This window comes from Streptomyces sp. NPDC044044 (assembly GCF_056434405.1).
Genome location: NZ_JBWKFG010000007.1, coordinates 230,852 through 250,697 on the forward strand (window position 1 = coordinate 230,852; position 19,846 = coordinate 250,697).

General features: G+C 70.1%; 15 protein-coding genes. 6 read left to right on the plus strand and 9 right to left on the minus strand.

The annotated features are described in order from the left end of the window. Positions 1-104: 104 nt before the first annotated feature. A complete protein-coding gene (locus tag AC07AG_RS26635) occupies positions 105-1,727 on the plus strand; it encodes an oleate hydratase (RefSeq protein ID WP_478758295.1) in 1,623 nt (540 codons plus the stop codon). A 15-nt stretch (positions 1,728-1,742) separates the two neighbouring features. Here the strand turns inward: AC07AG_RS26635 and AC07AG_RS26640 are convergent, their stop codons facing one another. The 6 genes from AC07AG_RS26640 to AC07AG_RS26665 form a co-directional block, all read right to left on the minus strand. Next, entirely contained in the window at positions 1,743-2,783 is a 1,041-nt protein-coding gene (locus tag AC07AG_RS26640) for a LacI family DNA-binding transcriptional regulator (RefSeq protein WP_478758296.1), read from the minus strand. Between the two features lie 63 nt (positions 2,784-2,846). Beyond that, complete coding sequence (locus AC07AG_RS26645) at positions 2,847-5,309, minus strand: glycoside hydrolase family 3 C-terminal domain-containing protein (RefSeq protein WP_478758298.1); 2,463 nt, start codon at positions 5,307-5,309, stop codon at positions 2,847-2,849. A gap of 90 nt (positions 5,310-5,399) precedes the next feature. Beyond that, positions 5,400-7,154, minus strand: a complete 1,755-nt coding sequence (locus tag AC07AG_RS26650) for a discoidin domain-containing protein (RefSeq protein WP_478758300.1) — start codon at positions 7,152-7,154, stop codon at positions 5,400-5,402. A 110-nt stretch (positions 7,155-7,264) separates the two neighbouring features. Then, positions 7,265-8,353 carry a DUF1996 domain-containing protein gene (locus AC07AG_RS26655; RefSeq protein ID WP_478758302.1) on the minus strand — a complete coding sequence of 363 codons (1,089 nt, stop codon included), beginning with the start codon at positions 8,351-8,353 and terminating at the stop codon, positions 7,265-7,267. Between the two features lie 558 nt (positions 8,354-8,911). Then, positions 8,912-9,220: a hypothetical protein gene (locus AC07AG_RS26660; protein WP_478758303.1), complete on the minus strand. Its 309-nt coding sequence runs from the start codon at positions 9,218-9,220 to the stop codon at positions 8,912-8,914. 97 nt (positions 9,221-9,317) lie between these two features. Next, positions 9,318-9,548: a hypothetical protein gene (locus AC07AG_RS26665; protein WP_478758305.1), complete on the minus strand. Its 231-nt coding sequence runs from the start codon at positions 9,546-9,548 to the stop codon at positions 9,318-9,320. Positions 9,549-9,734: 186 nt separating this feature from the next. Between AC07AG_RS26665 and AC07AG_RS26670 the strand changes: the two genes are divergently transcribed. Continuing rightward, a complete protein-coding gene (locus AC07AG_RS26670) occupies positions 9,735-10,754 on the plus strand; it encodes a YdcF family protein (RefSeq protein ID WP_478758307.1) in 1,020 nt (339 codons plus the stop codon). 59 nt (positions 10,755-10,813) lie between these two features. Here AC07AG_RS26670 and AC07AG_RS26675 read toward each other — a convergent pair whose 3' ends face one another. Beyond that, complete coding sequence (locus tag AC07AG_RS26675; RefSeq protein ID WP_478758308.1) at positions 10,814-11,650, minus strand: LysR family substrate-binding domain-containing protein; 837 nt, start codon at positions 11,648-11,650, stop codon at positions 10,814-10,816. A 58-nt stretch (positions 11,651-11,708) separates the two neighbouring features. Here AC07AG_RS26675 and AC07AG_RS26680 point away from each other — a divergent pair, with 58 nt between their 5' ends. Beyond that, complete coding sequence (locus tag AC07AG_RS26680; protein WP_478758310.1) at positions 11,709-12,113, plus strand: DUF5997 family protein; 405 nt, start codon at positions 11,709-11,711, stop codon at positions 12,111-12,113. Between the two features lie 184 nt (positions 12,114-12,297). Next, positions 12,298-13,044: a YqjF family protein gene (locus AC07AG_RS26685; RefSeq protein ID WP_478758312.1), complete on the plus strand. Its 747-nt coding sequence runs from the start codon at positions 12,298-12,300 to the stop codon at positions 13,042-13,044. A gap of 45 nt (positions 13,045-13,089) precedes the next feature. Here AC07AG_RS26685 and AC07AG_RS26690 read toward each other — a convergent pair whose 3' ends face one another. Then, entirely contained in the window at positions 13,090-14,478 is a 1,389-nt protein-coding gene (locus AC07AG_RS26690; RefSeq protein WP_478758314.1) for an SLC13 family permease, read from the minus strand. 283 nt (positions 14,479-14,761) lie between these two features. Beyond that, positions 14,762-15,541, minus strand: coding sequence for an IclR family transcriptional regulator (locus tag AC07AG_RS26695; protein ID WP_478758316.1), 780 nt, complete (start codon positions 15,539-15,541; stop codon positions 14,762-14,764). A gap of 97 nt (positions 15,542-15,638) precedes the next feature. Between AC07AG_RS26695 and AC07AG_RS26700 the strand changes: the two genes are divergently transcribed. Both AC07AG_RS26700 and AC07AG_RS26705 read left to right on the plus strand, forming a co-directional pair. Continuing rightward, the gene (locus tag AC07AG_RS26700) at positions 15,639-16,805 is read left to right on the plus strand and encodes a pyridoxal-phosphate-dependent aminotransferase family protein (RefSeq protein WP_478758317.1); all 1,167 of its coding nucleotides are present in this window, start codon (positions 15,639-15,641) and stop codon (positions 16,803-16,805) included. 52 nt (positions 16,806-16,857) lie between these two features. Beyond that, positions 16,858-19,818 (plus strand): FAD-binding and (Fe-S)-binding domain-containing protein, encoded by a 2,961-nt coding sequence (locus AC07AG_RS26705; protein WP_478758318.1) that lies wholly within the window; start codon positions 16,858-16,860, stop codon positions 19,816-19,818. Positions 19,819-19,846: the final 28 nt, after the last annotated feature.

Consider the following 19,846-nt stretch of genomic DNA (forward strand, 5'->3'; position numbering starts at 1 on the left):
AGACTCACATTGCGGGGCGCGATACGCATCCGGTGGCCCGCCCCGGCGCCCCTGCCTGCGGTAACCCGTTCGGGCGCCCCCTGCTGCACGGGAGGGGGGACCCCTTGAAGCTGAGGGCGCGAGCGGCACGGCGTACGCATCCAACTCGGAAGAAGGCGTTCATGGCGAAGGCGTATCTGGTGGGCAGCGGAATCGCGTCCCTGTCGGCGGCGGCGTTCCTGATCCGCGAGGGCGGATTCGCGGGATCCGACATCGTCGTGCTGGAGGAACAGGATCGTGAGGGCGGGAGTCTGGACGCCTCCGGGTCACCCGAGACCGGGTACACGATGCGTGGCGGCCGGATGTTCGAGATCCACTTCGAATGCACGTACGACCTGCTCGGTTCGATCCCCTCACTCGACGATCCGTCGAAGTCGGTGACCGATGACACCTTCGCCTTCCACGAGGACTTCGCCTGGGACGACCACGCCCGGCTCGTCGATGCCAACGGCAAGGTGATCGACTCGCACTCCATGGGCTTCTCGGAGCGTGACCGTCTCGAACTGGTCAAGTGCGTGGGCACCCCCGAGAAGCTGCTCGACGGCAAGCGCATCACCGACTGTTTCAGCCCGGAGTTCTTCCGCACGAACTTCTGGTGGATGTGGTGCACCACCTTCGCCTTCGAGCCGTGGCACAGCGCGATCGAGTTCCGCCGCTATCTCAACCGCTTCATCCACCTCTTCAAGACCTTCGACTCCATGTCGGGGATCTACCGGACCCGCTTCAACCAGTTCGACTCGATCGTGCGCCCGCTCCTGAAGTGGCTCACCGATCAGGGCGTGAGCGTCCAACTCGGCACCCAGGTGACCGACTTGACCCTGACCGACGGCGACGCCCTCACCGTCAAGGCTCTGAGCTGCACGCGGGGCGGCCGGACCGAGGAGATCACGCTCGGGGCCGACGACCTCGTCATGGTCACCAATGGCTCGATGACGGCCGGTTCGACCCTCGGGTCCACCGACACGGTGCCCGCCCTGGACACCTCGGGACGCGACGGCGCCTGGCGCCTGTGGGAGACCCTCGCCGCCAAGCGGCCGGGGCTCGGCAAGCCGGAGGTCTTCAACTCCTCGATCCCCGAGTCGACTTGGGAGTCCTTCACGGTCACGACCAAGGACCCCACCTTCTTCAAGCTGATGGAGAAGTTCAGCGGCAGCGAGGCCGGCAAGGGCGGGCTGATCACCTTCAAGGACTCCAAGTGGCTCCTGACCATCGTCCTCAACCATCAGCCGCACTTCCATGACCAGCCCGAGGACACCTTCGTCTGGTGGGGCTACGCCCTGTTCCCGGACGAGGAGGGCGACTTCGTCCGCAAGCCGATGCGCGAGTGCACCGGCCGGGAGATCCTCGACGAGGTCCTGCACCACCTGCGCTTCGAGGAGGGCCCGGAGATCCTCGACCACTCGATCGTGCGCCCGGCCCTGATGCCGTACATCACCAGCCAGTTCCTGGTGCGCAGCGCGGGCGACCGGGCTCCGGTCGTGCCGGAGGGCTCCACCAACCTCGCCTTCATCGGGCAGTACGCCGAGGTCCCCGACGACGTGGTGTTCACGGTCGAGTACTCGGTGCGCACCGCCTGGACCGCCGTCGCGCGGCTGCTCGGTCTCGACAAGCAGCCCCCGCCCGTCTACAAGGGCGGGCACGAACCGAAGGTGCTGGTCGAGGCGTTGCAGACCATGCACCGCCGCTGACGGCCCGCCGTCGCGCTAGGCGGACTCACGCACCACAAGTTCCGGCTCGAAGATCACTGAGGTGGGGTCGGTCCGTACGCCCTCTATCTGTTCCTGCAGCAGCCGGGCCATCTCCGCGCCCATCTCTTCGACCGGCTGCCGCACCGTCGTCAGCGGGGGCACGCAGGTGACCGCCACGCTCGAGTCGTCGAATCCGACCACCGCCACGTCCTGAGGCGCCCGCCTGCCCTGTTCCCTCAGGACCTGGCACACGCCTTGTGCCATCAGGTCGTTGGCCGCGAACACGCCGTCGACGTCGGGATGCTCGGCCAGCAGGCGGCGCATCGCCTTCGCTCCGCTCTCCAGGGTGAACCCGCCCTCGACGACGGGGATGTAGGGCTGGCCGCCCCGTTCCATGCCGTCCTGGAAACCGGCGAGGCGTTCCCGGCCCGCGGGAATGTCCAAGGGGCCCGAGATGGTCGCCACCCGTCTGCAGCCGCGGGCCAGGAGATGGTCGGCGGCCAGCCTCGCCCCGTCCCGGTGTGCGAAGTCGACGAACGTGGCGTGGGCCCGCAGCGCGGGGCGCGCGAAGAACACCGCGGGCAGCCGCGCTTCGGCGAGCAGGGCAGGCAGCGGGTCCTTGGCGTGTGTCGAGACGACCAGGGCGCCGTCCGCGTTGCCCTGGCGCAGGTAGGTCAGGACCTGTTGGCGGGCGTCCTCGGTCTCCGCGAACATCAGCACCGGATGCATGGCACGCGGGCGCAGGAATCCCACCACCCCGCTGACCGCCCTGCCGAAGAACGGGTCGGCGAACACCCGGGCGGCGAACGCGTTCTGCGCGGTGTCGGAGTTGTCCCCGGCGCCCGAGACGACCAGGGCGATGGTGCCCGCGCGCTGGGTCACCAGGGAGCGCGCCGCCCGGTTGGGCGCGTAGCCCGTACGCTCGATGGCCGCCCGGACCACGTCCTGGATGGCGGGGGCGACATTGCGCACGCCGTTGACCACCCGGGAGACGGTGGCGCGTGAAACCCCCGCTTCGCGCGCCACGTCCTCCAGCGTCGGCATCTGTCTGTCCATTCGGGAACCCTAACGCCCCGCACCCGAAGGCTCATAGAGCGCTCTCCCGCGCCGACTCCCCGGCTACCGGCGGCCGTTTGACCTGCGTACCGTCGCCGTCAGCGGCAGATCCCCCGCGCTGCGCCCCGCGAGGACCCGCCACAGACCCGCTTCGGTACGCCATCGGCCCGCCCGCGTGTCCCAGTGGCGCAGCATCCTGGCCGGTACCCGCACCGATGCCGTCACCGTCTCCCCCGGCTCCGCCCGGACCGCCGTGAAGCCCGCGAGCCAGCGGACCGGGCGCTCCACGGCGGAGTCGGGCCGCGCGAGATAGACCTGCACCACCTCACGTCCCGGGCGCACGCCCGTGTTGCGCAACTGGACCTCGACGACCAGCGCCTCTCCACCCTCGATCCCGTCGATCCCGTCGGCGTCGACCGCTCCCGCCGCCCGAAGGCGTTCGTAGCTCCACGTCGTGTAGCCCAGGCCGTGACCGAACCAGTAGGCGGGTTCGAGGCCCGCCCGCAGCCACGCCCGGTAGCCGATGTGCAGGCCCTCCGCGTACTCGAGCACACCGTCGCGCGGTGTTGTGTCCCTGACCGGCACGTCCGCCAGGGCGGCTGCCCAGGTGGTGGGCAGCCTGCCGCCCGGTTCGGCCTGCCCGAACAGGACGTCGGCGAGCCCGGATCCCGCTTCCTGCCCGGGGAACCACGACAGCAGCACCGCCCCTGCCTGCTCCCGCCAGGGCAGCTCCACCGGCCCGCCCGAGTTGACGACGACCACGGTGTGCGGATTCGCGGCCGCCACCGCCGCGACCAGTTCGTCCTGGCGGCCGGGGAGTGTGAGCGAGGTGCGGTCGTGGCCCTCGGACTCGCTGCCGCCGGTGGTGCCGACCACGACGATGGCCACGTCCGCGTCCCGCGCGGCCTCGACCGCTTCGGCCAGCGCCTGTTCGGGATCCGGCTCGGGCGCCGCGGCCGTCACGACGACGGCGCGGCCGGTGCCGGGCGCCAGCTCCCGGCGTGCCACGACGTGCGCGGCGTGGCCGCCGGCCAGCCAGACCGAGGCATGCCGGCGTGGAGGGTCGAGGTGGATGACGGCGGGATCCTCGGTGTCGCGCGCGAACTCCCCCTCCACCAGCAGGTGTCCGTCCACGGCGAGACTCATCCGGCCGTAGCCGCCCACGCCGAACGTCCACTTTCCGTCGCCGAGCGGGCGGACCAGGGCGCTGATCTCGACGGTGTGCGCCCGCGGTGCGAGAGAAGGCTCCAACTGCCGTCCGGACAGGCGGTGTTCGGCGGAGAGCTCACGCCCGGACGCGTCCAGGACCCGCATCAGTACGCCGGACTCCCCGGTCAGGGGGTTCTCGCACCGTGCGGGATCCAGCGGCAGTGGCTGCCCGCCTAGGTCCAGGCCCGGGGCGTACGACACCTGGGCCCGACCGCGCAGCCGCGCCCGGATACCGTCCAGTGGCGTGACGACGGCCGCCGGGTAGACCCCGGCGCTGCCTTCTCCCTGGAGCCGGGGCGCGCAGGCGTGCCGTCCGATGACCACCACGCTGTGCAGCGCTGAGACGTCCAGGGGCAGGACGTCGTCGTTGCGCAGCAGCACGGTGCCGGCCGCCACGGCCCGCCGCAGCAGATGGCGGGCGGTGCCACCGGGCCATGCGCGCGGCGGGAGCGTGCGTCCGCTCCCGAGCGCGCCGACCCGGTCGGCCAGGGTGAGCAGACGTACCACCTTGTCGTCGATCGCCTCCTCGGGAACGCCGCCGCTCCGGACGGCGGCCACCAGGGCCTCGCCCCATGGACCCTCCGGGCCGGGCATCGCGAAGTCCTGGGCGGCCGCAGCACTCTCGGCCGTCAGCCGCACGGCGCCCCAGTCGGAGACGACGGCCCCGTCGAATCCCCACTCTCCTTTCAGTGGTTCGGCCAACAGTTCGTTGGCGGTCATCGTCGTGCCGTTGACGCCGTTGTACGCGCTCATGACGAGCCACACGCCCGCCCTGACGGCGGCCTCGAACGGGGCCAGATACACCTCGCGCAGGGTCCGCTCGTCCACCCGTACGTCCATGGTGAGCCGTTCGGTCTCCGAGTCGTTCGCCACGTAGTGCTTGGCGGTCGCGGCGACGCCGTGGGCCTGGATACCGCGGATCAGGGCGACTCCGGTGCGGGCGGCCAGTTCCGGATCCTCGGCCAGGCACTCGAAGTGGCGCCCTCCCAGCGGGGTGCGGTGGAGATTCAAGGTGGGCGCCAGGACCGCGTGCACGCCCTTGCGCAGGGCCTCATGGGCGAGCAGCTCGCCGAGCTGACCGGCGAGTCGCTCGTCCCACAGGGAGCCAAGGGCGGAGGCGGAGGGCAGGAGCAGCGAGGGACTGCGTTCGTCCCACGCCTCCCCCCGTACTCCGGCGGGACCGTCCGAGAAGACCATCTCCCGTAGCCCCACGGCTGGTTCGGCCCGGGTGCGCCACACCGTGGCTCCGGTCAGCAGACCCACCTTCTGCGCCAGGTCCAGCGTGCCCACCAGCGTGAGCAGTTCGTCCCGCGTCATTCGTTGCTCCTCCTGCCCCCGGCGAGGATGCGGCGCCGAAGCCGGATCAGTCGCAGACCGGTCACAGATCAGTCGACGGTCAGTCGTCGATCACTTGTAGACACCGAACTCGTAGAGCGAGTAGCCGTATCCGGTGCCTCGCTCCGTGCCGTTGACCCGCACGTAGCGGCCGGAGCCGCTCACATCGAAGTCGTCGACACCGCCGTTGCCGCCGCGCACCTCGTGCACGGTCTTCCAGTTCTGTCCGTCGTCGGAGGTCTGGATCGTGTACGTCTTCGCGTACGAGGTCTCCCAGTTGAGCTGCACGTGCTTGAAGGAGGTGGTGGCGCCGAGGTCGACCTGGAGCCACTGCGGGTCGCTCCAGTCGCTGGCCCAGCGCGAGCCGTTCTTGCCGTCGACGGCGTTGGCCGCGGGGCACGGGCAGTCCCCGCTGCCGGGCTGGAAGGAGGAGGCGGTCGCGGGCTTGCCCAGGGCGACGTTCGTGCCGTCGACCGGCGGCACCACCACGCGCACGGACCGCGTCTCGATGCCGACGTTCCCCTTGCCGTCGGTGACCTTGACGTAGATCTTCCAGACGCCGGGCTTGTCCGGCGCCGTGACCTTCAGGCGGCCCGACCCCTGGTCCGTGGCGGTCAGCGGGGTGAGGTCCTTGTTCTTGTCGATGTACATGCTGTTGGCCAGCACCTCATACGAGAGCGCGTCGCCGTCGGGGTCGCTGACCTTGGTGGTGAGGGTGAGCGGGCCACCCGCGGGGACCTTGCCCGCGTCGCCGTCCACGGCCAGATCGGAGATCACCGGCGGGGTGTTGTCACCGGCGGTGCTGCCCTTGTAGGCCTTCTTCACCGCGTAGTACGAGAGTCTCTTCTGGCCCGCGGGAAGCAGGTTGAACCAGACGCCGCCGAAGTCGTACTCCGTGCCGTAGTGGAACATGGTGGCACCGAGCGCGACGCCGCGGTGACCGGTGACGCAGTCCCAGGCCTTGGTGTAACCGGCGGCCTTCGCCTGATCGGTCGGCTCCTCGGGAACCCCGTTGGCGTCGTCGGGGACCTCCCACTCCCCCGCGGGACCGGTCTCGGTGACGATGTAGGGCTTGGTGTAGCCGCCCTTGTCCCAGTCGGCCTTGATCTCACAAGCGGCGTTGTAGGCGTTGACGGCATAGAGGTCGAGGTCCGGGGCGTTCTTCTTGTAGTACGGCCAGGCCCCGGTCCAGGCGTCGGTGGAGGTGACCGGGTGGTTGGGGTCCACCGCGTGGATCTTCTTGGCGACGTCGTTCACGAAGGTGGTGTACGCGTCGCGCTGCTTCTCCAGTTCGTCACCGGCGTAGCAGTTCTGCAGCCCGAGCACCGACTCGTTGCCCACGTTCCACATCAGGACACCGGGGTTGTCCTTGTAGGTGTCCACCCACTTGGGGAACTCGTCGAGCATCTTGTTCTTGTACTCGGTGTCCGTCAGGTAGTTGACACAGCCACCGCTTCCCGGGCCGCCGCCGGGCTGGAGCCAGAAGCCCGCGACGACCTTGATGCCGTGGGCGGCGGCGGAGTCGAACAGCGGCTTGCTGGAGGCGTCGGTGCCCCAGGTACGGATGGTGTTGACGCCCATGGACTGCAGGTCGGGCATGTACTTGTCCGCGTCGGCGACCGAAGGCCCCCAGGTCAGGCCCTTGACCTGGTAGGGCGAGCCGTCGACGGTGAGCTGCCAGTCGCCTTGCGAACCGGTCACCTTCACGACGCTGCCGGCCGCGTGCGCCTGCTGTGCGGGTAGCGCGAGCGCGCCGGCCACGAGCAGGCCCGCTATCGCGGGGGCCACGATGCTGCGTGGGGAGAGAGCGGTACCAGGTCTGCGCATGGGGGTCTCCTGGGCGAGGGGGATGAGGTGTCGGGGCGAGGGGGAAGGTGCGGAGTGGGGGCGGGCGCCTGTGAAGGGCGGGAGGGAGCCCCGCCCTTCACAGGTCTCGGTCACGGCAGCTCGTAGTTCTCGTCGAGTGCCGCGCCCGCTTCGGGGTGCGTCTGGTCATAGCCGCGCGGGTCGCACTGCAGGCCGCCGACGATGCAGTGGTCCACCATCGCCTTCAGCGTCGCGTCGTCCCACGCGTTGAAGAAGTCGTAGTGGAAGGAGTGGCTCGCGCCGCTCGCCAGACGGGCCTTCGACAGATCCCCGTTGACGGGGAACGCCATCTTGAACTCGACCATCGGCAGGGCGACGGGGTGACTGGTCGGGCAGATGTTGTCGTTGGTGCCGTCCTTGACCACCGGGTAGGACATGTGGCTCTGGTGGTTCGGGGAATCCAGCGACTTGCCGTCCCAGCAACTGGGCGCCTGGAAACGGATGTTGAGCTGGGTGTCCGCCGTGGTGGGGCAGTCCTTGGGGAACTCGACGTTGAAGTAGCTGGTCCCGCACTCCCACCCTTCGACGAAGCCGGGATGGTCACGGAACTCCTGCGCGGTCTGCATCGGGCTGCCGACGACGAACCTGAGCCCCTTGGGGAAGGGCCGCACGCTCGTGTAGTCGGTGACCCCGGCCTTGTAGTAGATCGTCTGATCCCCTACGGGACGGATCTCCTTGTCGCCGTTGTACAGCGTGGGCATCCAGTACGCCGACCTGTCACCGGGAGCAAGACACTTGGTGGAGCCGCTGTCCAGCGACCCCGTGGTGCTGTGGGCGTTCGTCGTGGTGTTGCCCATGAACGTGTGGTCGTGCGACTTGCCGGGCTGCCCGGGATAGACGACGGGGTCGTCGGGGGCGGTGTGCGAGACCGAACAGTGCGCCTGGAACTCGTGGAAGTAGCGGTGCGGGGGCGCCTTGGCCGACGGCTTGACGCCGGTGACGGTCGGCTTCGCGGGGATGTACCCGTCCGCGTCGGCGTCCTCATCGGAAGCGCGGGTGGATGCGGCCATGGCGTGTCCCGCGTGCGATGCCATGGCCTTCGGCGACCGGGACTGCGACGCGTTGTCGGCGCTCACCGCGATGCCGCCGATGCCGAGTGAGCTCAGTATCAGGGCGCCCGCGATGAGCGCTCCTGAGATCGTTCTCGATCTCCGTGCCATGGAGACCTCCTGCCACGTGGAGAGGGACGGGGGGGACCGGCCTGCCGGGAGCCGTGGCCGTGCGCTCCCGGACACCGGGTGGGGACATGAGTGGCCGAGGGCACGCCAAACGGCAGCCCTGGGGCACCTGTTGCAGAGCACCCGTTACGGCAACAGAGCCGGGAGAGCGCTCTCCCGGAGTGTTCCCACCGTGACACGAACGTGTCAAGAGAAGGTGAACGAATGGATGCCGACGACTGCGGCTCCGCGGCACGCACATGACGTACGAGACCGGCCGCTCCCCCGGTCGCGTGAGCCGCTCTGCGCAACTTCCGGTTGGTCAGAGGGCGTTGGGGGCGCGGCGCCCGTGCATCCGGGCGCCGCCGCGCCAGTCGACGCCGTCCGGCGGCAACTTGAAGAAGCGGCTTACGGGCGTTGGCGCCTCAGTGCGGCGCATGAAGGATGCAGAGGGAATGCAGCACAGGAGAGCGCTCTCCTGGAGCGCTCTCCTGGATTCCGCAGCCCGTCAGGGGCATGTGGGGCATGTGGGGCATCAGCCAGGGCCGTGCGGTCGAGCGGTCAGCCGCCGTCGCAGGTGAGGTCGGCGGGCCGCATATAGCCGAGCTTCTGGCCGTTGTCGGTGCGCGAGACCTGCCACAAGGCGTCCACGCCCTGGCGGGTGCCGTTCACCGGGGTGCCGGGATCGAGGTAGCCGACGATCTCGGTCCACGGGTTGTCACCGGCGTAGATCGGGGCATCGGCGTGGGTGGCAAAGCACGTGCCACCGGCTGCGGCGGTGCCGCCGAGCAGCGGAAGCGTCAGCAGACTCAAGGCCAGCGCGGCTGCGAGTCGGGTCGCGCTCTTGCGCGCCAGTCGGGTTCGGGACAAGTGGGTCCTCCAGGTGTGGGCGCGAGCTCCACGTGTTCTTCCGGGGGGGAGCGACGCGGGGCCGGGACGCGTACGTCCCGGCCCCGCGTCGGTCGCCTCAGAGCGTCTGAGTGCTGGAGATGTCAGGGGCGACCACACCGACACCGGCACCGGGCGTCGGCGGGGCGCTGTTGGTCCACGGTTCGGCGTCGCCGATCTCCTCCAGCGTCCCCGCGGCGTGGGCGGGCCCCTTCGTGTCGGCCGTGTCCGCCCCCGGGGGCGGGCTGATCGCGGCGATGACAGCCCCGGCGGCGAGAGAGGCAACGGCCAGTACGCTTCGCTTCTTCATACCGGGGTCAACTCCCCGTAGCCCTCAAAGGGCACGGCCTGACCCCGGAGATCACTGCAGCGGACGGCTCCGATTCTGGTTCTGATCCTGATCCTGGTCCGGTCCTGATTCGGGTTCTGGTGCCGGTTCTGGTGCCGGTTCCGACTCCGGTGCGAGGCGTGGGCTCACGGCGCCTACGCTGTGCGGATGTTGGTCTACGCCCCGGCGGCGCTCCTGTTCCTCGTCTTCTGCGTGCGCGTGGTGCGCGAGCGCAGGAAATTCAGCAATGCCGTGATCCTGGGACTCGCCGTGCTCTGTGCTCTAGCGGCCTGGGTGTTCCAACTGGTCAGGTCCGGTTCGGCATCGGGGCAGGCCGTCGCGTGGGCGCTGCTGGTCCTGGGGGCGCTCGGCATCCTCGTACTGACCTGTCTTCTGTTCCTCAACGGCCTGCAGATGGTGCGCAAGGAAGGCAGGAGCCCCACCAACCTGCTCTCGCTGCTGGCCGCTCTGTGCGTCCTGGCTGTCGTGGCGCTGCTGGTCACGGCCGTGGTCGTGCGGACACCGCTGTGGGTCGGGGTGGGCGTGGCGGCCGGCGGTCTCGCCGGCTACCTCTCGTTCCTGTTCCTGAGTTTCGTCTTCTACGCGTTCCTGTACGGGCGGCTGCGGGTGCGCCGCAAGGCCGACTACGTGGTCGTACTCGGTTCGGGACTCGTCGGGGGCTCCACCGTGCCGCCTCTGCTGGCCAGTCGCCTCACGCGTGCGCATGCGGTGCACGCGGGCCTCGCCAAGCGGGGCGGATCGCCGGTGCTCATCACTTCGGGAGGCCAGGGTCCCGACGAGGACGTGCCGGAGAGCCACGCGATGGCCGACCATCTGATCGCCCGTGGATTTCCCGCCGACCTGATCGAGCGGGAGGACCGTTCGACGACGACCGACGAGAATCTGCGGTTCAGCAAGGCGATCATGGAGAAGACGAAGCCGGACTACCGGTGCGTCATCGTCACGAACAACTACCACGCCTTCCGGGCCGCCCTCACGGCTCGGCGGACCGGAATCAGGGGCCACGTGGTGGGCTCGCCCACCGCCGCGTACTTCTGGCCCACCGCGACGATCCGCGAGTTCACCGCGGTCCTCGTCGCCTACAAGCGGACCAATGCGGCCATCTGCCTGCTGATCGTGCTCGGCGGGGTGCTCGCCTGGTGGGCGCGGCAGAACGGCGCCGGGTGAGGCTGCCGCGACGTGTCCTGAGGGAGACGACGAAGCCGGGGCCACGGCCGACGGCGGGGCTACGGCCGACGGCGGGTCTTGCCCTTCTTGCCGCCCTTGGCGGCGCCGCCGGAACCGCTGCGTGTGCTCTTGCCGGGCGTCCCGCTCTTGCCGCTCTTTCCGGGGTTCCCGGTCTTTCCGGTCTTTCCGGTGGGCTTGCCGGCCGTCGGCTTCCGCCTGGCGCCGCCCTTGTCGGGGCTCTTGCGCTTCGACTGGTCCGTGGCCGACCCTGCGGCGGGAGTCTGGGTGCGGCCACGTGAGCTGTTGACCGTGCGTCCCCGGACGATGCCGATGAAGTCCTCCACCAGGTCCGTGGTCGCGTCCTCGGGCCACGAGAGGGCGACCCTTGACTCGGGGGCTTCCGCCAGCGGCCGGTAGGTGAGGTCCTTGCGGTGGTGCAGCCGGGCGAGCGACTGGGGGACGGCCAGGACGCCCACGCCCGCCGCCACCAGCTCGATGGCGTCCGCCGTGGTGGCGGGGCGCTCGTTCGCGGGCTGTCCCGGCAGGCTCTCCCAGGCGAGTGTGTCGTCTAGGGGGTGCAGCACGATCTCGTCGGCCAGGTCCTCGGTCGTCACTTCGTCGACCGCCGCGATGACGTGGTCCTTGGGAATCACCACGACCGTCGTCTCGGTGTAGAGGGGGATCGCGCTGAGGTCGGTGCGGTCGACCGGCAGCCGGACGAATCCCGCGTCGGCGCCGCCGCCCCGCAGGAGCTCGAACGCCTCGCCGGGATCCACCGCCACGAGGGTCAGCGGCACGTCGGTCCGCCGCTCGTTCCAGATCCGCACCCACTTGGTGGGCGTCACCCCCGGGACATACGCGAGCCTGAACGAAGGGGTTACTTGCGAGTCTGTCACTCCGCCAGGTTACCGGTCGTGGTCGGCGGTAGCTCACATGCTCGATACCCTGGGGACCATGACGTCGCACCAGACCACCCAGACCATGAAGCCCGCGACCGCGGCGAAGAAGCTGGGTGTGTACCTCGAGGCCACCCCCGCCGAGTTCCAGGAGGGTGTCGTCTCGCGCACCGAGCTCAACGCCCTGCAGACCGAGCCGCCCGAGTGGCTGCAGGAGCTGCGGCGCAACGGCCCGCATCCCCGGCCGGTCGTCGCGTCGAAGCTCGGCGTGTCCATCGCCGGTCTCGCACGTGGCGGGGTCACGGAGGCCCTCACCACGGAGCAGATCGACGCGCTCAAGACGGACAACCCCGAGTGGCTGCAGAAGGAGCGCGCCACCCAGGCCGAGGTCCGCAAGGAGACGGTACGCATCAAGGAGAAGAACGCGGAGCGGGCCGAGCAGGACCGCAGGCCGCGTTCCTGAACCGGATCGGACCGAGCCCCCGGACACGCTGACACCGTCAGTGTCCGGGGGCTCAGTCATGCGCCGCAGGCTCAGTCATGCGCGGCTGCCCCAGGTCAGCGGCCGTGCCCGCCCGGATGTCCGCCCCCGTTCCGGGCGCGGCCGGGGTCCCTGCGATGCTGATGCCGTGGTCCTCACTCCCGCCGTGCCGGAACCGATAACCGCCGATCCGCCCGTCTTTGCCGAGAACCCGCTGCTCACGCAGTCGTGGCTCGACCTTGCCTTCGTGCACTGGGCCGTGGACCCCGCGGACGTAGCGCCCCTCCTTCCGGCCGGGACGGTTCCCGACCTGCACGACGGGGTGACCTATGTGGGCCTCGTCGCGTTCCGCATGCACCGGGTCGGTTGGTTCCGGCTGCCCGGCATCCCCTATCTGGGTACGTTTCCCGAGACGAACGTGCGCCTCTACTCGGTGGACGCCCATGGCCGCCGCGGCGTCGTCTTCCGCTCCCTGGACGCCTCGCGCCTGATTCCGGTGGCGGTCGCACGCGGAGCCTTCCGGCTGCCGTACCAGTGGTCGCGGATGAGCATCCACCGCAGCGGCGACAACGTCACGTACACGAGTGCCAGGCGCTGGCCGGGCCCGCGCGGGGCACACAGCCGGATCGCCGTCCGGGTGGGCGAGCGCGTCGAGGACCCCACCGACTTCGAGCACTTCCTGACGGCCCGGTGGGGGATGCACAACACCTTCTTCGGGCGGCAGATGTTCCTGCCGAACGTCCATCCGCGCTGGCCGCTGCACCGGGCCGACCTGATCGAGTGCGACGAGGACCTGGTCGCGGCCGCGGGGCTGCCGCGACCGGTCGGGGATCCGGTGAGCGTGCTGTATTCGCCGGGCGTTCCGGTCCGTTTCGGGCGGCCGGCGCGGCCGGGCGGCATCCCGACACCCTGACGGGTGGCACGACGACGTACGGCACCGGCCCATACCCGTACGGCCTCACAGCGAGGTGGGCACGACGAACAGGGCCCAGGTGACGAGGGGGCCAATCACGGCGATGCCGAGCCCCCAGGCCATGAGGCGCCGGAAGACGAAGTCCCTCTGGTCCTCGGGAGTGTTGGCGGTCACCAGTGCTCCGCTGGTGGAGAACGGTGAGGCGTCCACCACCGACGCGGAGATGGCCAGTGCCGTGATGAGTCCGACCGCTCCCACCTCACCGGCGAGCAGGAAGGGCACGGCCAGCGGGATCAGCGCGCCGAGCATGCCGGTCGTCGAGGCGAAGGCGGACACCAGGGCGCCGATGAGGCAGATCAGCAGGGCGCCGATGAGGGGTGCCTCGATGGAGGCGACCTGTTTGCCGAGGTAGTCGATGGTGCCCATGCGCTCCATCTGGCTCACGTAGGTGACGATGCCGCAGACCAGCAGCACGGTCGACCACGCGCACCGGTCCACGGCTCCGGTGACCGACTTCGGGGAGACCAGGGACAGGACGACGGTGATGCTGAGCGCCATCAGGCCGACGTCGAGGTCGAAGAAGAGCGCTCCGGCGACGAGGCTGAGCAGTCCGAGCAGGGTGAGCGCGCGCGGGCCGTCGAGCTTGAGGGGTTCGTCCCGCGCCGTGGGGGTGGTGGTCGTGGCGACGGCGAGGGCGCGCCGGGGTGCCCCGCCCGCCCCGACCAGTTCGCCGCCGGGTCCGCCGCTTTCGCCGGGCGGTGGCGCGTCGTCATGGCGTTCACTGCCGGCGTTTGTGTCGCCACCGTCTTTGTACGTTCCTGCGCGTTGCCCGAGCAATCGTCGTCCGCCGAAGACGAAGAAGACGATGACGCACAGCACCACGTTGAACAGGAACGAGGCGGTGAACAGGAGGGCGGGGTTGCCCGGCAGGTGATTGCGCTCGACCACGTTGTTGGTGATGCTGCCGAACACGCCGATCGGGGAGAAGCCTCCGGCGCTCGCTCCGTTGGCGATGAGCAGCCCCATGAGCACGGGATTGATGCCGTAGGCGACGGCGAAGCCGAGGCCGATGGGGGCGACGATGCCGACGGCAGCGGGGGTGACCGCGCCGACGGCGGTGAGCATGGCGGTGACGAGGAACATGACCCAGGGAATGAGGGCGATCCGGCCCCGCACCGCTTTCACGGCGGCGTTCACGAGCCAGTCAACCGTGCCGTTGTTCTTCGCTATGGCGAACAGAAGCGTGACGCCGACGAGGACGACGAACAGGTCGCCGGGAAACCCGGAGAAGAGATCGTCCGTCGACTCGTCCGCCACGGTGGAGCCGATGATGAATGCGGCCACGAGGGCGAGCGCACCCAGGTGGACTGCGGAGAAGGTCGCGATGGCGAAGACAAGGACCAGGGCGATGATGGAGATGACTTGATCTGACACGAGGGCTCCCTTGCCGTCGGCCGATGGTCATGTCGCGGTGCGCCGGGGCGCGTGACGAGGGGTGCGCGCGGCGCCGAAGAGTGCGCGGTGGATGACGGCGCGCACGGACGTCCACCCCTGGGCCGCATGAGCCCAGGGGGGATGATGAATTCCGCCTGGCGGAATTGAGCTTTCGCAATGGGGAGTATTGGAGTGCGCTTCCCGGGGCGTCAAGGGGAACGCCCGAATGCGTTGCGCGGCGTGGAGACGGGGTGGAAGCGGGGCGGCGACCGGGTCGAGTTCGTCAGCGCCCGGCCTCGGGAATGCCCCCGCCCCCCTGCCGCGGATGCCCCAACGCCGCGCTGACCTGCCGCGCGGTCTCACTCACCAGGGCCCCGTACGCGGCGCTCGCCTCCTGCGTCATTCGGCTCGTCGGCATGTTGACGCTGATGCTCGCGACCGGCGTCCCCGACTCGTCCCACACGGCGGCGGCGACCGCGGACACGTCGTCGCGCCACTCCCCGCCGTTGGTGGAGTACCCCCGCTCCCTGATCCGCGCGAGCTCGGCGAGCAGCCGCTCCCTGTCCGTGATGGTCGAGCCCGTGAACTCCTCTAGACCCAGGTCCAGTTGACGGTCGATCACTTCCCGGGGGCTCACCGCGAGGACCGCCTTGCCGTTCGCGGAGGCGTGGAGGGGCAGCTGGGTGCCCAGCGCCAGGATGATTCGCACCGGCTTGGAGGTCTCCAGTCGCTCGATGAGCACCACCTTGTCGCCGTCCGGGACGGTCAGATGGACCGTCTCGTCGATGCGCCGCCGCAGCTCTTCCATGAGCGGCAGAGCCACGTCCCGCAGGCTCAACTCCCCCGTGGCACGCCGTCCGACCTGCAAGGCCTTGGTGGTCACGACCCAGCGGGTGACCTCGCCGGCGGCCGGGCGGATCCAGCCCGCCTCGTGCAGTGTGCGCAGGGCGCGCTGCGCGGAGCTCTTGGGCAGCTCCAGGCCGCGGGCCAGGTCGGCGACGCCGATCGGCTGCCGCGCGGCGACCTCTTCCAGTACGCGAAGTGCGTTGAGAACGCTCTGCATCCGTTGACTCCCCACCGGGTCGACCCCTACGCTCCCCGTGCCACCTTACGACACACCGTGCCACAATGCGGCACGCATAGCAAGGGAGTTGGCCACTGTGACCTCTCGACCCGGGCGGCACTTCCTGCAGATACCCGGCCCCACGAACGTCCCCGACCAGGTGCTCCGCGCCATGTCGGCGCCGACGATCGACCACCGGGGCCCCGAATTCGCGGCGCTGACCACGGAGTTGCTCGCCTCGCTGAAGCCGGTCTTCGGCACCACGGGACCCGTCGTGCTCTTCCCCGGCTCCGGCACCGGCGCCTGGGAGGCAGCCCTGGTCAACACGCTCAGCACCGGCGACAGGGTGCTGCACGTGGAGACCGGCCACTTCGCCACGCTCTGGCAGCAGATGGCCACGGGTCTCGGCCTCTACGTCGACTTCGTGCCCGGCGACTGGCGCCACGGCGCCTCACCCGAGGCGGTCGCCGAACGCCTCGCCGCGGACAGCGCTCGTACGATCAAGGCCGTCTGCGTGGTGCACAACGAGACGTCGACCGGCGTGACCAGCCGGGTGGCCGACATCAGGCAGGCGATGGACGCGACGGGACATCCCGCGCTGCTGCTCGTCGACACGATCTCCTCACTGGGTTCGATCGACTACCGACACGACGAATGGGGCGTCGACGTCACCGTCGCCGGGTCCCAGAAAGGGCTGATGCTCCCGCCGGGGCTCGGCTTCAACGCGGTGAGCGAGAAGGCTCTGGCCGCCTCCCGCACAGCGCGGCTGCGCAGGTCCTACTGGGACTGGCAGCCGATCATCGAGGCGAACCGGCGCGGCTTCTTCCCGTACACCCCCGCGACCAACCTCCTCTACGGCCTCGCCGAAGCCCTGCGGATGCTCCAGGCGGAGGGCCTTCCCGCGGTCTTCGCCCGGCACGACCGGCACGCGGAGGCCACCCGAAACGCCGTACGGGGCTGGGGACTTGAGGTGCTGTGCGCCGACGACCGCGAGTACTCGTCCTCGCTGACCGCGGTGCTCATGCCAGAGGACCAGGACGCCGACAAGGTGCGGAAGATCATCCTTGAGCGGTTCGACATGTCCCTCGGCGCGGGCCTCGGCAAGCTCGCCGGACGGATCTTCCGCATCGGCCACCTCGGGCACTTCAACGACCTGACGCTCGCGGGCACGCTCGCCGGGGTGCAGATGGGCCTTCAGCTGGCCGGTGTACGCATCGACCCCGGCGGGCTCACCGACGCCCTGGACGTCCTGCGCGCCGGGTGACGACGGCCGTGCGCCCGCCCGACTCCCCAACCGGCCGAGGAGGTTGCCGAGCATGACCGTCACCGAGGGCGAGAGCCCCACGCACGACAGCGCCGAAGGCGCCGAGCGCCAGGAACAGGCCCGTGGTCTCCACGAGGACCTGGTCAGGGATCTCGACGGAGAGGTCCAATTCGACGACTACACCCGGCACTTGTTCGCCCGGGACGCGAGCATGTACGCCATCACGCCGATGGGCGTGGTCTTCCCCCGGCACGCCGACGACGTCGCCGCGGCGGTCACGGCCGCCGCTGCCCACCGGGTGCCCGTCGTGCCACGCGGGGCAGGAACCAGCCTGGCGGGCCAGACCGTCGGGCCCGGCCTCGTCCTGGATCTGTCCCGGCACATGAACCGCATCGTCGAGCTCGACCCGGCCACCGGCACGGCCCTGGTCGAGGCCGGTGTCGTACAGGACCAGCTCAATCGCGCCGCGAGCCCGTGGGGGCTGATGTTCGGCCCGGACACCTCGACCAGCAACCGCGCCACCATCGGCGGGATGATCGGCAACAACTCGGCCGGCAGCGGCTCGGTGCGCTACGGCATGACCATCGACCACGTCCGCGAACTCGACGTGGTGCTCTCGGACGGGAGCCGGGTGCCCCTGGGCCGGGTCGACGAGGCCGAACGCGCGCACCGCGCGGGGCAGTCGACGCTTGAGGGCGCTCTGTACCGGGAACTGCCCGAGATCGTCCGGGCCAATGCGGCAGCCATCGCCGAGGGGTTCCCGGAGCACTGGCGCCGCGCCTGCGGCTACCGCCTGGACCGGCTCGCCCGCGAGGACGCGGCCTTCGACCTGGCCAAGTTCGTCGTCGGCTCGGAGGGGACCCTCGCCGTCGCCACGAGCGCCCTCGTCGATCTCGTGCCCAAGCCGAGCCGCACGGTGATCGCCGTCGGCCACTTCACCTCCGTGGCCGCAGCCATCGCGGGCACGGAGGACGCGCTGGCCTGCGATCCGGCCGCCGTGGAGCTGATGGACCGTACGATCCTCGATCTGTCCCGGCGCAAGATCGAGTACGCGGCGCTCGGCGACCTCCTCGAAGGCGAACCCGAAGCCCTGCTCTTCGTCTCCTTCACGGGCGACGACGAGGCCGAACTCCTCGACCGGATGCGGCAGCTCACGAAGCTGTGGTCCCGGCACGGACACGGCTACCACACCCTCCAGGCCGTCACCCCGGCCCAGCAGTCGTCCCTCCTGAAGGTCCGCAAAGCGGGGCTCGGCCTGCTGATGGCCGCCAGCGAGGGCACCCGGCGCCCGCTCGCCTTCGTCGAGGACACCGCGGTCGACCCCGTGCACCTCGCGGACTACACCCGCAGGTTCAAGGACGTCCTCGACCGGCACGGCATGACGGCCGGGTTCTACGGCCACTGCTCGGTCGGCTGTCTGCACATCCGCCCCTATCTCGACCTCGCCGACCCGGCGGACGTGAGCCGGATGCGTGCCGTCGCGGAGGAGGTGAAGGACCTGGTCGCCGAGTACGGCGGCGTGAACTCCAGCGAGCACGGCGACGGTCTCGCGCGCAGCGAGTTCAACCGGGAGATCTTCGGCGACAAGCTGTACGAGGCGATGCGCCAGGTCAAGCGGCTCTTCGACCCCGCAGGAGTGCTCAACCCCGGCAAGATCGTGGACGCGGCGCCGATGACGGAGAACCTGCGCGACGCGGCGCTCACGCCCGCCGAGCCGCTGCGCACCCGCCTGTCCTTCGAGGTCGTGGGCGGTGGCGGCATGCGGGCGGCGGCGGACCGGTGCATGAACATCGGCCTGTGCCGCAAGTCCGGCAGCGGCGCCATGTGCCCCTCGTACATGGCGACCCGCAAGGAGGAGGACTCCACCCGCGGCCGGGCGGGAGCCCTGGTCAAGGCGCTCTCCGAGCCCGACCCGAAGGCCGCACTGGGGGACGAACGGCTGCACGAGATCCTCGACCTGTGCCTGATGTGCAAGGCGTGCAAGAGCGAATGCCCCCTCGGTGTCGACATGGCCACGCTCAAGAGCGAGACCCTCTCGCACTACCACGACACCCACGGAGTGCCGCTGCGCTCACGCCTGTTCGGCGCGATCCGCGTCCTGAACCGCCTGGGGTCCGCGACCGCCCCGCTGTCCAATCTGCCGGGCCGCATCACACCGGTGCGCCGGCTCATGGACCGCCTGGTCGGCATCGCCCCGCAGCGGCCGCTGCCGGTGTTCGAGCGCCGCAATCTGCTGCGCTGGTTCCGGCGCCGTACGCCCGCCGCGCATCCGGCCACCCAGGGCACCGTCACCTATCTCGCCGACTCCTTCACCACGTTCACCGAACCGGGCATCGGCCGCGCGGCCATCGAGCTCCTCGAACGGGCGGGGTGGCAGGTGCGGTTGGAGAGCGGCGGCTGCTGCGGCAGGTCAAGCCTCTCCAAGGGCCTGGTGGACGACGCCAAGAACAAGGCGCGCCAACTCGCGCACGCCTTGCGGAAGTCGAGCGAGCCCGGCTCGCCGATCGTGGGGTGCGAGCCCTCGTGCCTGATGACGCTGCGCGACGAACACCGGGCCCTGCTGCCCGACGACGCCGCGGTCAAGGACATCGCGGGAAGGGTGCGCCAGGTCGAGGAGCTGTTGGTGGAGGCCATCGACGACGGTCGGCTCCGGCTGCGCGGCGACTCCTGGCTCGCTGGACGCAAGCTGCTCTACCACGGTCACTGCCACCAGAAGGCGGAGGTCGGCACGGCCGCGACCGTCGCGCTCCTGAAGCGGATCCCGGGAGCTACGGTGGACGAACTGGACGCCGGCTGCTGCGGGATGGCGGGTTCCTTCGGCTTCGAGTCCGAGCACTACGAGGTGTCGATGACGGTCGGTGAGGACCGGCTTTTCCCCGCGATCGAGGCGGAGGACGCCGAAACGGTCGTGGTCGCCACGGGTGTGTCCTGCCGTCAGCAGATCTTCCACGGGACCGAGCGCGACGCCTGGCATCCGGTGCAGTTGCTGTGGGAGGCGGTGGAGCCTCAGTGAGGGCGAGGGCGGCCGCGGTGACCGAACA